Genomic DNA, 15,351 nt, shown 5'->3' on the forward strand with positions numbered 1-15,351 from the left:
ATCCAAGTGGAGCAAGGGAAGCTTATCTTAACCCTTGCTCTCTTAGGCGTTTGTACAATGTATTGCGACTGACATTAAGCGCCTTTGCAGTTGCCGAAATATTCCTTCCACATTCCTCATAGATATCAAGCCACTCTTGATTGTTTGATACTTGCTCTGTGACCTGTTCAACCAAATTTGGGGCGGCTGATAAGTCTGATGCGGTAGCGCCCAATATAGGTTGAATCGGCGCACTTTCATAAGGTTTGAAGTCATTTATGAAGTCATCAGGTAAGTGTTCTGAGGTGATGGTTTCATCGCCCGCCATGGCGGCTGCAATTTGAATCACGCTAACCATTTGTCTGATATTGCCAGGCCAAGGGTGTTGTTTGAACATCGCCAATACTTCCACGCTTAGATTTGGTACCTCGTTGCCGTATGCGTATTTTCTTAGAATGAATCGGATCAGAGCCTCTTTATCCGTTCGTTCCCTCAAAGCAGGGAGCGTGATGTTAAGACCTGTTACTCGATAATAGAGATCTTGGCGAAACGTACCGCGCTCTACGTCAGCTTTTAGGTTCCGGTTGGTTGCGGAAACTAACTTAAAATCAACTGGGTAAGAGGTTGTGGAACCAAGTGGCGTCACCTTGCGCTCTTGCAGTACTCGAAGCAGTCGAGCTTGAACATTTATCGGCATGTCGCCAAGTTCATCGAGAAACAGTGTTCCTTTATCGGCTTTTCTAATTAATCCCACATAGCCTTTAGTATGAGCACCGGTAAATGCCCCTTTCTCGTATCCAAACAGCTCGGATTCAACCAGTTCAGAAGGAATAGCGGCACAGTTTACTGCAATGAGTGGGGCGTGACTGCGTCTACTTGATTGGTGCAGTGCGTTAACAAAAACTTCTTTACCCACCCCGGTTTCGCCATGGATCAAAATGGGTATATCGGTATCAAGAATTCGACTTGCTTGATTAATCGCTTTCGCCAATCTTGGGTCACCGGTATTCAACTGTTCTAAATCAAGTGGTCTGTCCGTAGGCGCAGCTATATCTGTGGTTTGTGGTGCCAACCTAAAATCGAGTTGACGACCTTTTGGAATCGTTGGAGGTATGGTCAAGCCAAAATAATTAGACTGGCTGCGAGAAGTTAGAGGAAATGGCGTAAAAGGAGGGTGCGATAGCACTTGCTCCATCTTTACATCGAACAATTGTTCCAAACGCTGCAGCGCAAGATTCTGACCAAGTACCACTTCAGCGCGACGGTTTGCTGAAACAATAATGCCTTCATCGTTAAACACCAACAATGAAGACCATTGACTGTCAATGTTTTCAGGAGAAGTATTGAACCAAAATAGGTGATGGGTCGCTTGAAATCGACTAGCTATTAATTGGTTCTCAATGGCCTGTGACATCAGTTTTACCATACCAAGTGTATGAGAAGAGGGCATATAAGCGTCACTAGATATCGACAAAACGCCCGTCATTCTTCTGTCTGCATCAAACAAAGGTGCTGCGGAACCTGCCATAAATCGGTTTGAACTAAGAAAGTGTTCATCGTGAAAAACTTGCACAATGGAGCCCGTCTCTAAAGCCGTGCCTATGGCGTTCGTGCCAATTAACTGTTCCTTCCATTGCACGCCATTTTGAAAGACTTGTGGTTGATGTTGGGTAAAAAAACGTTGTTCTCCCCAGCTATTCAAGACCTGGCCTTTAGTATTTGCCAAGGTAATGAGGCAGTTACTGTTTGCCAATAAACTGTCGTAAAACGGCAACACTTTTTGTTGTGTAGTTTCTATTAAACCGGAGTGCTCTTCTGTTGTTCTCGCCAGTGAGGAGCCTGTCTCCATCTCTATAATGGGAGCACTGCTGTGTGACAACCCAGCTTCTCTACATCGTTGCCAAGAGTTTTTAATGATCGTGCTGTGTTTACTGTTCATTTCTACGACCAGCCAAATTAGAGTCAAAATACTAAAAGCGCGTTTGCGAACAAAGATTGTTCACCAATTGCTCAATAAACATATCACTGCTCTGAACAGTTTGAACACATTTAGTTAACAAATGTTACTTGGATCATAAAACGTTTTTGTAGGATAAGTGCTTTCTTTATATGGGTTTAGCGTTTAAAACTATGCTCATTCAATAGTTTATCGCATGCATTGTAATTAAATTGTTACAATTTTCGCAAGTTGGCATGACTCTAGCAATCATGAGCAATATCGAAAACGACATTGTTCGAGATGAAAGGAGTTTTTAGTGTCATTAACACTTGAGCAGGTAAGCAAAGTAGTCGACGGCGAGCATCACATATCCGACGTGAACCTCACCTTTGAAGCAGGATCGTTTAACGTTTTGCTTGGGCGAACACTCGCAGGTAAAACCTCATTGATGAGATTGATAGCAGGTTTGGATAAACCTACATCAGGACGAATTCTGGTTAACGGCGTTGATGTAACAGGGGTTTCGGTAAGAGAGCGAAACATCTCGATGGTTTACCAGCAATTTATCAATTATCCCAATCTAACGGTATTTGAAAACGTCGCTTCTCCACTGCGACTTGCTGGTACACCTGAAAAAGAAATCATCGAGCGTGTGCACGCAACAGCAGACATGCTTCGCATTACTGAACATCTAAAAAAGCACCCATTAGAGCTCTCTGGTGGTCAGCAGCAAAGAACCGCAATGGCAAGAGCACTAGTCAAAGATGCTGAAATTATTTTGTTCGACGAGCCTCTCGTGAACTTAGACTACAAGCTTCGCGAGGAACTGCGTCAGGAAATGCGTGAGTTGTTCAAAACACGTCACACGATCGCTATCTACGCCACTACAGAGCCTAACGAAGCGCTAGCCCTTGGCGGAACGACAACCATTCTCCATGAAGGAAAGGTCATTCAGTCAGGCCCGACCGCAGAGGTGTATCACACACCAGATTGCGTGACCTCAGCCACTCTGTTTAGTGAGCCTCCTATTAACTTATTAAAAGGTGACGTTACTGAAAGTGAAGTCACCTTTGATCAAAGTGCTCACTTCCCGCTTAACCAGTCGTTAAGCAAGCTTGAAAAGGGTAGCTACAAGTTTGGTATTCGACCTAGTCATCTTAGCTTGTTACCGAAAAACGACGACGATGTTGAACTGACGGTTCAAGTGGAAGTCGCCGAAATTAGTGGCTCAGAGACATTTCTTCATGTTCGTAATGCGCATTTTGAGTTGGTGCTTCACTTGGCTGGCGTTCACAGCTATGAAGTGGACGAAACCATCAAAATCTACATTCCAATCCACAAATTCTATGTATTCGGTATGGACGAAAAACTGATTCATGCTCCGATTAATGATGTGAGAGGTTAGTCAGTCATGGTCCAAATTACACTCAATTCACTGGCTCATACTTATGACAAACAGCCAAGCGAGTCGTCGCTGTATGCCATTAAAGAAATGAACCACGTTTGGAAACAAGGTGGAGCATACGCGTTATTAGGTCCATCGGGCTGCGGAAAATCGACACTACTCAACATTATTTCTGGGCTCATGAGTCCTTCGCAAGGTGAAGTGCTTTTCGATGACATGAAAGTGAATGAACTGCGCCCTCAGGATAGAAATATTGCTCAGGTTTTCCAGTTTCCGGTGATATACGACACTATGACGGTGTACGACAACTTAGCGTTTCCGCTGCGAAATATGAAGGTACACAAAGCTAAAATTCATTCTAAAGTGACGGAAATTGCCGAAATTCTCGAGCTGACCGCCGTGCTGAACAAAAAAGCAAAACACCTTACTGCGGATGAAAAGCAAAAGGTGTCGATGGGAAGAGGGCTGGTTCGTGATGATGTCTCGGCGATTCTATTTGACGAACCACTAACGGTTATCGACCCGCAGCTGAAGTGGAAACTAAGACGCAAGCTTAAGCAGATCCACCAACAGTTCAATATCACCATGATTTATGTGACCCATGACCAACTGGAAGCGTCGACGTTCGCAGATGAAATTGCGGTTATGTACAACGGGCAAATTGTGCAATTCGGTACACCAAGAGAGCTATTCGAAACCCCAAATCACACCTTTGTCGGTTACTTCATTGGCAGTCCTGGAATGAATCTAATGGAAGTGACACCAACTGAGGTTGGAGTGCGATTTGATGATGTCGATGTGCCGTTGTCGTCAAGTTATCGAGACGCTATTGCAAAGGCATCGAGTAACAATATCAAGATTGGAATAAGACCGGAATTTGTTCATGTATGGGAGAAAGAGAACCCTTCTGCTTTAAAAGCGCAGGTATTGCATGTTGAAGATTTGGGTACTTACAAAATTCTTACTTTAAAGCTGGGTGAACAGCACATCAAAGCACGCCTTCAAGAAGACCAACATGTACCGAAAAGTGTCGCGTACATCAGCTTTCCAGAGCAATGGACAATGCTCTATGTCGATGAATTCTTAGTTAATGTAGGAGGCCACTAATGGACAAGGCAGTCAACAACAAGGCATGGTTTCTAGTTCTTCCGGTTTTCGCCTTGGTGGCCTTCAGTGCCATCGTGCCATTGATGACGGTAGTGAACTACTCGCTACAAGATATCTTTGACGCTAATACCGCCTACTTCGTTGGAACGGAGTGGTATCGAGAAACGTTAAATGATGAACGACTACACGGAGCGTTGCTGCGTCAGTTTGGATTTACGTTTACGGTGCTGATGATTGAAGTTCCCCTTGGGATTATTGTGGCACTCACCATGCCAACCAAAGGCAAGTGGTCGGTGTTTTGCCTAATCGTATTGGCTATTCCATTGCTTATCCCACTTAACGTCGTGGGTACTATCTGGCAGATCTTTGGTCGTGCGGACATTGGCTTATTTGGTTGGGCTCTAAACGGGCTTGGCGTTGATTATAACTATGCAGGTAATCCGGTCGATGCTTGGTTGACTGTGATTCTGATGGATGTATGGCACTGGACGTCACTCATCGCCTTGCTGTGTTATTCAGGTCTGCGCGCTATTCCGGATGCCTACTATCAAGCGGCCAATATTGATCGCGCCTCTACATGGTCAATCATCCGTTACATTCAGCTTCCAAAGTTGAAGAGTGTGTTATTGATTGGCGTGTTAGTGCGCTTCATGGACAGCTTTATGATTTACACCGAACCCTTTGTGCTTACGGGAGGGGGGCCAGGTAACTCAACCACGTTCTTAAGCCAAACCTTAACCAAGATGGCCATCGGACAATTTGATATTGGTCCTGCTGCGGCTTTCTCCATCATTTACTTCTTGATCATATTACTCGTCAGTTGGGTGTTCTATACCGCGATGACGCACGGTGAGAATAAATAAAGGGATTTAACCATGACGAAGTCAAAATACACACGCTATACCCAAATTGTAGGCTTAGCACTTTATATCATCTGCTTGATGTTGCCGATTTATTGGTTGCTCAATATGTCGTTTAAAGAAAACCAAGAGATATTGGGAAGCCTAAGCTTCTGGCCCGAGAACTGGACATTTAAGAACTATCAGACCATTTTCTCCGACCCAAGTTGGTATATGGGATACGTCAATTCCATCATCTATGTGGTCATGAATATGTGTATTACGTTAGCAGTGGCACTGCCTGCAGCGTACGCCTTTTCACGCTACAAATTTGTCGGCGATAAACACTTGTTTTTCTGGCTGCTGACCAACCGAATGTCACCGCCTGCAGTGTTTCTGTTGCCGTTCTTCCAGTTGTATTCATCAGTAGGCCTGTTCGACACCCATATTGCGGTCGCGCTTGCTCACTGCTTGTTTAACGTACCGTTGGCGGTATGGATCCTTGAAGGCTTTATGTCAGGTGTTCCAAGGGAAATCGATGAAACCGCCTATATCGATGGTTACAGCTTTCCAAAGTTCTTTATGAAGATATTTCTGCCAATGATCCGCTCAGGTATTGGTGTGACGGCGTTCTTCTGCTTCATGTTCAGCTGGGTTGAGTTGCTGCTTGCTCGAACACTTACATCAGTTGATGCTAAGCCTATTTCTGCGGTGATGACGCGAACCGTCAGTGCCTCGGGAATAGATTGGGGCGTGTTAGCTGCGGCTGGGGTACTGACTATCGTACCGGGCATTCTTGTCATTTGGTTTGTTCGCAACCACGTTGCGAAAGGTTTTGCACTGGGTCGAGTTTAAGGAGACACATTATGGCTTGGATGGCATGGACGACTCCGTCTGCACTGTTTTTTATTGGCATCGCACTGATTTTGTTAACGATGACCATTGCTGAAATTAAAGCGCCATGTATTGAGCGCAAAGGGTTTCTCCCAATCAGTACAACACGGGGAGACCGACTGTTTATTGGCTTGCTGAGTTCAGCCTATATACACCTTGGGTTTGTGGGACTAACGGAGCTCTCTATTTGGGTGCCGTTTGCGATTTCCACGGTTTGGATTTTGACCGTTTTAAAATGGGGGTAATAACAACTTTCACCGATAAGTGCCTAACCATGCTCAACATGTTGTATTTGGCTTCAATGCCATAGGGCTCGCTTAGGTGTGACTAATAACGTACGAAACAAAACACTCATAATTGGAGTAAAACAATAATGAAAAAGGATATGAAGAAGTCTTATCTTACCCGCTGCGTTGCTTTATCTATTGCATTCGCAGCACTCTCGCCAAACGCGTTTGCCGATATGGACGCGGCTAAAAAGTGGATGAGTGAAGAGTTCACTCCGACGACGTTGACCGCTGATGAGCAAGCGAAAGAGATGCAGTGGTTTATTGATGCTGCCAAACCTTTCAAAGGCATGGAAATCAACGTTGCTTCGGAAACCATCACTACCCACGAATATGAAGCAAAAGTTCTTGCTAAAGCGTTCTATGAGATAACCGGCATCAAAGTGAATCACGATTTGATTCAAGAAGGTGACGTGGTAGAAAAGCTGCAAACGCAAATGCAGACAGGTCGCAATATCTATGATGGCTATATCAATGACTCAGACTTGATCGGTACCCACATTCGATACGGAAAAGTGGTACCAATCTCTGACTTTATTGAAGGTGACGGTAAGAGTGTGACTAACCCATATTTGGATCTTCCCGACTTCATTGGCTTGGATTTCACCACAGGTCCTGACGGTAAGATTTACCAGCTGCCAGATCAGCAGTTTGCGAACCTATATTGGTTCCGTGCAGACTGGTTTGAGCGCGACGATCTTAAAGCCAAGTTTAAGAAGGAATACGGTTACGAGCTAGGAGTGCCACTTAACTGGTCTGCATACGAAGACATTGCAGAATTCTTTAGTGAGAAGGTGAAAATGATCGATGGCGAACGTGTCTACGGTCATATGGACTACGGCAAAAAAGACCCATCACTAGGTTGGCGTTTCACTGACTCGTGGTTCTCCATGGCTGGTGCGGGTGATAAAGGGATTCCTAATGGTTTACCAGTTGATGAGTGGGGGATTCGTGTAGAAGGCTGTAGCCCTGTCGGTTCCGATGTAGCTCGCGGCGGTGCGACAAATGGTCCAGCGGCGGTGTATGCGACCACCAAGTATGTGGATTGGCTAAAACAATATGCGCCACCTGAAGCTCAAGGGATGACGTTTGGCGAAGCAGGTCCGGTTCCCGCACAAGGTTCTATCGCGCAGCAGATCTTTTGGTATACCGCGTTTACTGCTGACATGACCAAGCCAGGGCTACCTGTGGTTAATGAAGATGGCACACCGAAATGGCGTATGGCTCCATCACCTCGTGGCCCATACTGGGAAGATGGCATGAAGCTTGGTTATCAAGATGCGGGCTCGTGGACATTCCTAAACAGTACGCCAGTGGATCGTCGTCAAGCCGCTTGGTTGTATGCTCAGTTTGTCGTGTCTAAGTCTGTGAGCTTGAAGAAAACACTGGTTGGTTTGACGCCAATTCGTGAGTCAGACATTAACTCTCAAGCGATGACAGATGCTGCTCCTAAGCTGGGTGGTTTGGTTGAGTTCTACCGCAGTGATGCACGTAAACAGTGGACCCCAACTGGTACCAACGTGCCAGACTATCCAAAACTTGCACAGCTATGGTGGCAATATGTTTCTGAAGCGGCAAGTGGAGAAAAAACACCACAAGAAGCTCTGGACGGCCTAGCAGCAGCTCAAGACAAAGTGCTTAAGCGTCTAGAAAGAAGTGGTGCTCAGGGTGATTGTGGTCCAAAACTGAATCCTAAGAAGGATCCAGAATATTGGTTATCACAACCAGGAGCACCTAAAGCTAAGCTCGCTAATGAGAAACCTCAAGGCAAGACTATCGCTTACAAAGACTTAATCGCGCAGTAATATCGTTAAGTTGTTCATCAAAAAAGGCGACCTCTGGTCGCCTTTATTTGTTTACTTGCACATTTATTCACAAGGCGGAGCCAAATGAATTAGCGCCAATCCACCTTGCGAGGTTTCACGGTACTTCTTATTCATATCTTTGCCTGTCTGATACATAGTATCGATGACTTTATCTAAAGAGATGAGACACTTACTGGTTCGCTTAAGCGCCATGCGCGAAGCATTGATTGCCTTCATTGCACCCATGGCATTGCGTTCGATACAAGGGACTTGAACCAAACCGCCGATAGGGTCGCAGGTCATACCGAGTGAGTGCTCCATGGCAATCTCTGCCGCGATACACATTTGCTCGTTACTACCACCTCGTAGTGCGGTTAGGCCAGCCGCTGCCATGGATGATGATACGCCTACCTCACCTTGACAGCCCACTTCAGCACCGGAAATGGAGGCGTTGGTTTTGTAGAGGATACCGATGGCTCCGGAAACCGCTAAAAAGTCTTTGAGCTGTTTGGTATCAAGCTCTTTAATAAAACGATGGTAGTACATTAATACGGCTGGAATAACGCCCGCAGCTCCGTTTGTTGGAGAGGTGACCACTTGACCGCCCGCAGCATTCTCTTCACTTACGGCAAAGGCAAACAAGTTGATCCAATCCATAATTTCCATCGGATCATTTTCGATGGCGGCATTTGCTTCCAGCTTTTTCAGTAGATTAGGAGCACGACGGGTGACGTTTAGACCGCCATCCAAGATACCTTCAGTTTCAAAACCGCGCTCCATACAACGTAACATGACTCGCCAAATCTGCTCGGCTTTATCATTGATTTCTTCAAGATCTTTGAACGCCAATTCATTGCGAAGTACCATACCACCGAGGCTCATACCGTGTTCTTCTGCTAGCTCTAACATTTCGTCAGCGCTGCTAAACGGGAATTCGACACTGACGTCTTCTTCGTCTTTACCGTTTTGCAATTCATATTCTGTGGCAATAAAGCCACCGCCGATGGAATAGTAAGTCTCAAAGCCAATGCGTTCACCTTGTTTATCGAATGCAGAAATGGTCATGCCGTTTTCGTGTAAAGGCAGATTGTCTTCATGAAACAGCATGTCTGTTTCGTAGTTAAACGGAATATGGTGAGTGCCTGAGAGAGGTAACACACCATCTTCGATAGCATTTCTCATCGCTTGATTTGCGCTCGAAATCTTAATAGTGTCAGGTTTGTTGCCCAATAAGCCTAAAATAGTGGCACGATCAGTGTGGTGACCGATGCCTGTCAGTGAGAGTGAGCCGTATAAATCAACTTGAACTCGAACCACATTTTCTAGTGAGTCTGCGATCAACTTAGTGAACTGATAGCCAGCAATCATTGGACCATTAGTGTGAGAACTAGATGGGCCGACGCCAACCTTATAAATGTCGAAGATGGACAACATAACCTATTACCTTATTACAGCAGTACTGAACCAAGCCAGTCGGGGATATATATACAAATGACCACTGTGAACGCAGCGAAGGCAAATAGCCCGTAATGACTGGCTTTCGGTTTAGCGATCAAGTGCTTCTGTTTATGAATAAAGTCTAGCTGCTCGGGCGTTACTTCGCCCCATTTATAGCTAGCGGTCAATCCTACGACCAAAAATACCAATGTCCCTATTGGTGCAAACCACGGCCACGCGATGTTCATTCCTTTAGCAGCAAACACTACAACCATGCTAACAATACTTCCGAGAATAATGCCTTTTTCGTTGGCTTTCTTAGACGCTATTCCTAACACAAAAGAGCCTAGACGAATACCTACAAAAATTGAGGTCAGACTAGCGATCGTCTTTAATACGGATTCGTTGGATACCGCCAAAATTGCCGGTACGACCACCGAAGCTGCTGCAACTAAACTCATCTTTCTCGCGGTACTTTCATAATGAGCATCTTCAGCATCGGTTTTAATAAAGCGCTTATAAATATCAAATGTCGCTACGGTTGCCATTGAGTTGTAGGTTGAATCCAGTGTCGACATCGCTGCAGCTGCTAATGCTGAAATGATCAAACCGATAATAATTGGATTGGTGTGGTTGAACACAAAATCTAAGATGACTTCATTTTGGTTATCAAATACTTGACCATCGTAGAACAAGTTAAGAAGCACACCTAAAATGGAGAACAGTAGATAGATAAAAAACGCCCCGTAACCGCAAAGCAGCATCGACTTTTGGGCTGAATTAATGCACTTGGTTGCAAGAGTGCGCTGGATTATCAGTTGATTGGTGCCGTAGACGCTGAGATGTAGAAAGGCAACCGCGACTAGCCCTGCCCAAAGTGTAGTATCGACACTTGGATCCATACTCAGGTTAATGACGTTGAGCATCTCAGGTGTCGATTTCACGCCGCTATCTATGTCGAAAATTAAAATAAAGAAAATAGCGATAGTACCAATAACTAGGATCAGCGACTGAAGCATGTCTGTCCATATGACCGTCGAGATACCGCCCGCATAGGTGTAGATAGCGGTAAATACGCTTATACACAAAATCGCTTGGGTAATGGTGATGGGTAAAACCTGGACCAAAATCAATGACACCGCATACAAAATCACACCTGCAGAGATACATTGCACCACAAGAAAAACGATTGAGTTGATGGTTCTGGCATAGATACCAAAACGCATTTCTAGATACTCATAGATAGAAGTCAGTTTGAGCTTGTAGAAGATAGGAACGAAAAACACCACGGTAAAAAAGATCACCAAAGGGTAGTTGAGGTGGATCGCCATCGCTTCCATCCCTGTTCCATAGACCCAACCTGGCATTCCAATGAAGGTCATTGCACTTATATAAGTCGCGAGAATGGAAACTCCCGCAGTAAACCAACCGAATTGACGTCCACCTGTCGAAAAGTCTCCACCCGTTTTCAGCTTCTTATTTACTAAGTAGCTGATAAATATGGTTGCTGTAATGTATAGGGCGATTACAACGAGGCTTGAGTACGTAACCATTATTGATTGTTCCAAAACATATTTTGCTTCAAATTCGAGTGGATTCTATCGTCATTGTAGGCGAATGATACAGTTCTGAGTCAATAAATGTGAGATTTATCGACTAAATTGACTATAAATACATCGAAGTGGCGAATTTTGCACGTTTGCGTGATCGTTGTCACCAAAATTTGCATAATGGGTGCGTATTCATTGGTTTTTGATATGGATCACGGATCTTTAAACCACAAAAAAAGTAAGATTCATCTCGCAGAACGGGGGCAGTCAAATAAAGTTTAGAAACACTGTGCTCGCCATTAAAAATACTATACCTAATTAAAATAAGGGTTTAACGGCTATGACCGCTAAAAAACACATGAGCGAAGTTCCAATGATCCAAAGGGTGGCTGCCTACTTAGCTATCTTGGTTGGTTACTTCTTTTACTGTTATAACTTTGTAATTATTGACTACGTACGCCCCTATATCGTTGAAGCGTACGACGGAATTAGCTTGTCGGATACGGCTCAGTTCTATACATGGCAGTCAGTTGGTGCCCTGATTGGTGCATTAAGCTGTGCTTGGTTCGCAACCAAGTTTGGTAAAAAGAACACCTTGATTGCTATTACGGCACTAAACGGTGGCGCAACCATCATCAATATGATGTTTACCGACTACGCAACATGGGCTGCAATGCGTTTCATCATCGGTCTATCGTTGGGTGGCTACTTCACGGTTGCTGTTTCATTGATGATTGGTCTATTCACTCCAACAGTGCGCGGTAAGTTGACTGCCTTTGCATCTTCTATGTTCTCTGTCGCTTTGATGGTAATGGGTGCGTATGCGGCATTTATCACAAGCATCGATGCTCCATGGCAAAGCCTCATGTGGGTTGGCGGTGTGCCACCACTAGCGGCAGCTGTGTTAATGATCTTCGTTCTACCAAGTGATAAGAAAGTGATTGCTTATGGTGAAGAAGAGCAAGCGAAGGCTGAGGCTTCAGCAGACTCTAACGTGACAGCGAAGAAAGGTTCTTGGGGCGAGATGCTAAGTAAGCCTTACCGCACTATCACAATTACCTGTTTGCTACTTGCCGGCCTAAACTTCTACGGTTTCCAATTCTTTGGTGGTTTCGTAACGACTTATCTACGTGAAGTGCGCATGTTTGATGGTGCAACAATCGGTCTTATCTTCTCTATCTCAGCATTTGGCTCGCTATTCGGTGCTTGGTTCTGGGGTTGGGCAGCAGATAAGTACGGTCGTAAGGTGAACGCATTTGGTTTTATCCTAGCCGGTATCATGGTGTCAATCTTCTTCATCGCACCGGGTGACAAGGTCATTGGCGGCCTGAACATGCTTGCTATTCTTGGCTTGATTTATAACTTCGGTCTGTCTTCATCAGCAGTATGGGGTGGTTACTTCTCAGAGCTATTCCCAGCACACCTTCGCAGCTACGGTGCAGCATTGTTCCACGGCGGTCGTATCCTAGGTATGTGGGCACCAATGGTACTTATCTTTATCCAAGAGCGTACCGACCTTCAAACGGCAATGTGGGGTTCACCAATCGTATGGATCATCGCAGGTCTTCTATGGCTAACATTGCCTGAGACATTAAAAGGCGGCGTGTTCCATAAAGAGAAGAAAGTAGAAAAAGCGAGCGCTTAATCAAAGAGCCTAGTCTTTAACGAATTTAGTCGACGGGTAAATTCTCTCCGGTATCTGAAGATACCTGTCGACGACCTAACTTAATTACGAGTCCTGTTCCAACAATGACTCATCATTAATAAGAGAGATGATTATGTCTAAATATCAAGAAGCAAAACGCGTTGTACGTGATTACTTCGACGCAATGGAAAACGCAACGCACGAAAACGTTGCTGAAGTACTAAAAGCTCACACTTCAAAAGATTACCTATGGCGTGGTGTTTACCCATTCCGTGAGCAAGAAGGTGCGGAAGCTGCTGCAGAAGTTTTCTGGGCTCCTTTGATGAAATCTATGACTCGCATGCAACGTCGCCAAGATATTTTTATCGGCGGTGAGAACGAAGTAACGTCAGGTGAAATCTGGGTTATGAGCATGGGTCACTTCATGGGTCTATTCGATGCTGAATACCTAGGTATGCGTCCAACAGGCAAAATCATGAACATCCGTTACGCTGAATTCAACTGCGTAGAGAACGGTAAAATTACTAAAACAGGTCTTTTCCTAGACCTACTAGGTGTAATGGATCAAGCGGGTTGCTACCCACTTCCACCATCAACTGGCAAGCACTTTACTTACCCAGGTCCACGTAACCATGACGGTCTTCTATTCGAAGACGCTGCGCCAGAAGAGGGAGTTGCAACACTAGCACTAGTGAACAAGATGGTTGACGATTTATCGGCACTTAACGACAGCGGTGCTATGGGGTGCCCACCAGAAGTACTAGCGAAGAGCTGGTCTGAAGATATGATCTGGTACGGTCCATGTGGTATCGGCGCGTCTTACACAATTCCTCGTTACCAACAGCAGCACCAACTGCCGTTCCGTAACAACCTAAAAGACAAGAAGTTTAACGGCCACGTATGTCGTTTCGCAGAAGGCAGTTTCTCTTGCTTCTTCGGTTGGCCAAACCTATCAAACACGCCAATCGGTGGTTTCCTAGGTATGACTGGCGGTGAAGTTCGTGCGGACATGCAAGTCGTTGACGTTTACTACCGTGACGGCGACAAGCTATCTGAGAACTGGGTACTGATCGACCTACCTTACTGGCTAAAACAGCAAGGTCTAGACGTGTTCGAGCGTACTTCAAGCATCCTTAACCCTTCTCTATAAGAGCAATACATACGGCTTGAGCGTCCTCTCAACCTCAAGCCTGCTCCCAACCGATGCCACAGGGTGTGGCATCGTTTTTCCTGATTATTATTTTTAACGGGCTGTTAGGCACGGAGGCTTTCTATTGCCTGTAAAGTAGGAAGCAAATGAAAAAGTCTGTATTAAGTGTACTAGTGGTAACTGCACTTACTTCTGCCTCTGCAATGGCCGCACACACTTTTACCAATGAAAATGGTGACTCTTTAACTATTGATGGTCGTTTTGAAGTTCGCTACCAAAACAAGGCACGTAATTTTGATGACAACGCTGGTGAGTATGAAGCTCGTACTGATGAGTTCAACAGCGGTAGCTCTCGTTTCGGTTTTAAAGGCGTTAAGCAACTTGAAAATGGTTGGCAAGGCTTTGGTCACGCAGAGTGGGGGTATAACTCTTCTTCGACTGCTAACGACATCTACAGTCGTCTTCTATACGCAGGTATAGAGCACGAAAAATGGGGTAAAATCGCTGCAGGTACTAAGCAGTGGAGTACTTTCTATGATGTGGCTTGGTACACCGACTTAGGTCGTACCTATGGTTCACGTGGTACTGGTTATTACAACCTAGCTGATTGGGGTATTGCATCAGGCACGGGTCGTGCAGAAAACTCCATCACTTATCGCAACAACTTGGGTGGAGACTGGAAATACGGCTTTACTTACCAAACAACACGTAACGATGTTGCTCTATCTGGCAATGCAACAGCAACATTGAAAAACGGTATGGGCGCTTCTACCTCTTACTCTTTTGAAAATGGTCTAACGCTTGGTTTGGCTTATCACCAGAATGAACTTACTGATATCAAGAATGCGTCAAACATCAATGATGGGGACATTCAACGTATCGCGTTGCTTGGTGCGAACTATTCACTAGGCGGTTTCTATGTTGGTGCGACATACAGCGAAGGCTCAAACTGGGAAGTAAACGACAACGCTGAGTTTTATGATTCGCGTGGCGCAGAACTTTACACCTACTACCACTTTGAAAATGGTCTTCGCCCAACCCTTAACGTTAACTATCTGACTAGCACAGATGACAATGGTAGTGGCTACGAGCGTCAAACCATCATTCCAGGTCTAGAATATCACTTTACAAAGAATACCTTCCTTCTTTGGGCTGAATACCAGTTTGACCAAGGTAATGATCAATACGTTCAAGACCACTATGATAACCGCGATAACCAATTCTCTGCGGGTATTCGTTACTACTTCTAGTGGTTTGTTCCCGCAACCTTCAGTAATTTGGGAACAGGTAATTGCCGGAGGTTGATGGGTACAA

At 45.1% G+C, this 15,351-nt stretch carries 12 protein-coding genes; 9 read left to right on the top strand and 3 right to left on the bottom strand.

Translation table 11 applies throughout. The features are described from left to right. Positions 1-22 precede the first annotated feature (22 nt). A complete protein-coding gene (locus OH456_RS14075; protein WP_270033689.1) occupies positions 23-1,918 on the bottom strand; it encodes a sigma-54-dependent Fis family transcriptional regulator in 1,896 nt (631 codons plus the stop codon). 316 nt (positions 1,919-2,234) lie between these two features. Between OH456_RS14075 and OH456_RS14080 the strand changes: the two genes are divergently transcribed. From OH456_RS14080 to OH456_RS14105, 6 genes are all read left to right on the top strand, one after another. Next, positions 2,235-3,323 carry an ABC transporter ATP-binding protein gene (locus tag OH456_RS14080; RefSeq protein WP_006073675.1) on the top strand — a complete coding sequence of 363 codons (1,089 nt, stop codon included), beginning with the start codon at positions 2,235-2,237 and terminating at the stop codon, positions 3,321-3,323. 6 nt (positions 3,324-3,329) lie between these two features. Further along, the gene (locus OH456_RS14085) at positions 3,330-4,430 is read left to right on the top strand and encodes an ABC transporter ATP-binding protein (RefSeq protein WP_006073674.1); all 1,101 of its coding nucleotides are present in this window, start codon (positions 3,330-3,332) and stop codon (positions 4,428-4,430) included. Further along, complete coding sequence (locus OH456_RS14090) at positions 4,430-5,293, top strand: carbohydrate ABC transporter permease (RefSeq protein WP_006073672.1); 864 nt, start codon at positions 4,430-4,432, stop codon at positions 5,291-5,293. Before OH456_RS14085 ends, OH456_RS14090 begins: the two co-directional genes overlap by 1 nt. Before the next feature lie 12 nt (positions 5,294-5,305). Beyond that, entirely contained in the window at positions 5,306-6,124 is an 819-nt protein-coding gene (locus OH456_RS14095) for a carbohydrate ABC transporter permease (protein ID WP_006073671.1), read from the top strand. Between the two features lie 11 nt (positions 6,125-6,135). After that, on the top strand, positions 6,136-6,408 hold the full coding sequence (locus OH456_RS14100) for a DUF2160 domain-containing protein (protein ID WP_006073669.1): 273 nt from the start codon (positions 6,136-6,138) through the stop codon (positions 6,406-6,408). Between the two features lie 128 nt (positions 6,409-6,536). Continuing rightward, positions 6,537-8,255, top strand: a complete 1,719-nt coding sequence (locus OH456_RS14105) for an ABC transporter substrate-binding protein (RefSeq protein ID WP_038222822.1) — start codon at positions 6,537-6,539, stop codon at positions 8,253-8,255. A gap of 63 nt (positions 8,256-8,318) precedes the next feature. Here the strand turns inward: OH456_RS14105 and OH456_RS14110 are convergent, their stop codons facing one another. Both OH456_RS14110 and OH456_RS14115 read right to left on the bottom strand, forming a co-directional pair. Continuing rightward, entirely contained in the window at positions 8,319-9,689 is a 1,371-nt protein-coding gene (locus OH456_RS14110; protein ID WP_006073665.1) for an L-serine ammonia-lyase, read from the bottom strand. A 14-nt stretch (positions 9,690-9,703) separates the two neighbouring features. Continuing rightward, entirely contained in the window at positions 9,704-11,245 is a 1,542-nt protein-coding gene (locus OH456_RS14115) for a sodium:solute symporter family transporter (protein WP_038222829.1), read from the bottom strand. Between the two features lie 337 nt (positions 11,246-11,582). Between OH456_RS14115 and OH456_RS14120 the strand changes: the two genes are divergently transcribed. The 3 genes from OH456_RS14120 (at position 11,583) to OH456_RS14130 (ending at position 15,287) form a co-directional block, all read left to right on the top strand. Then, positions 11,583-12,887, top strand: coding sequence for an MFS transporter (locus OH456_RS14120; protein ID WP_031494084.1), 1,305 nt, complete (start codon positions 11,583-11,585; stop codon positions 12,885-12,887). Positions 12,888-13,020: 133 nt separating this feature from the next. Continuing rightward, the gene (locus tag OH456_RS14125) at positions 13,021-14,037 is read left to right on the top strand and encodes a nuclear transport factor 2 family protein (protein WP_006073842.1); all 1,017 of its coding nucleotides are present in this window, start codon (positions 13,021-13,023) and stop codon (positions 14,035-14,037) included. 146 nt (positions 14,038-14,183) lie between these two features. Continuing rightward, positions 14,184-15,287 carry a porin gene (locus OH456_RS14130; RefSeq protein ID WP_006073841.1) on the top strand — a complete coding sequence of 368 codons (1,104 nt, stop codon included), beginning with the start codon at positions 14,184-14,186 and terminating at the stop codon, positions 15,285-15,287. The last annotated feature ends 64 nt before the right edge of the window (positions 15,288-15,351 follow it).

Origin of the sequence: Vibrio sp. La 4.2.2 (assembly GCF_027586995.1) — a bacterium.
GTDB classification, from domain to species: Bacteria; Pseudomonadota; Gammaproteobacteria; order Enterobacterales; family Vibrionaceae; genus Vibrio; species Vibrio mediterranei.

What these genes read in the sequence shown, in the direction of transcription:
- OH456_RS14130 (WP_006073841.1), top strand. Translation starts at nt 14,184, where the DNA reads ATGAAAAAGTCTGTATTAAGTGTACTAGTGGTAACTGCACTTACTTCT.
- OH456_RS14115 (WP_038222829.1), bottom strand. Translation starts at nt 11,245, where the DNA reads ATGGTTACGTACTCAAGCCTCGTTGTAATCGCCCTATACATTACAGCA.
- OH456_RS14100 (WP_006073669.1), top strand. Translation starts at nt 6,136, where the DNA reads ATGGCTTGGATGGCATGGACGACTCCGTCTGCACTGTTTTTTATTGGC.
- OH456_RS14125 (WP_006073842.1), top strand. Translation starts at nt 13,021, where the DNA reads ATGTCTAAATATCAAGAAGCAAAACGCGTTGTACGTGATTACTTCGAC.
- OH456_RS14075 (WP_270033689.1), bottom strand. Translation starts at nt 1,918, where the DNA reads ATGAACAGTAAACACAGCACGATCATTAAAAACTCTTGGCAACGATGT.
- OH456_RS14090 (WP_006073672.1), top strand. Translation starts at nt 4,430, where the DNA reads ATGGACAAGGCAGTCAACAACAAGGCATGGTTTCTAGTTCTTCCGGTT.
- OH456_RS14085 (WP_006073674.1), top strand. Translation starts at nt 3,330, where the DNA reads ATGGTCCAAATTACACTCAATTCACTGGCTCATACTTATGACAAACAG.
- OH456_RS14110 (WP_006073665.1), bottom strand. Translation starts at nt 9,689, where the DNA reads ATGTTGTCCATCTTCGACATTTATAAGGTTGGCGTCGGCCCATCTAGT.
- OH456_RS14095 (WP_006073671.1), top strand. Translation starts at nt 5,306, where the DNA reads ATGACGAAGTCAAAATACACACGCTATACCCAAATTGTAGGCTTAGCA.
- OH456_RS14120 (WP_031494084.1), top strand. Translation starts at nt 11,583, where the DNA reads ATGACCGCTAAAAAACACATGAGCGAAGTTCCAATGATCCAAAGGGTG.
- OH456_RS14105 (WP_038222822.1), top strand. Translation starts at nt 6,537, where the DNA reads ATGAAAAAGGATATGAAGAAGTCTTATCTTACCCGCTGCGTTGCTTTA.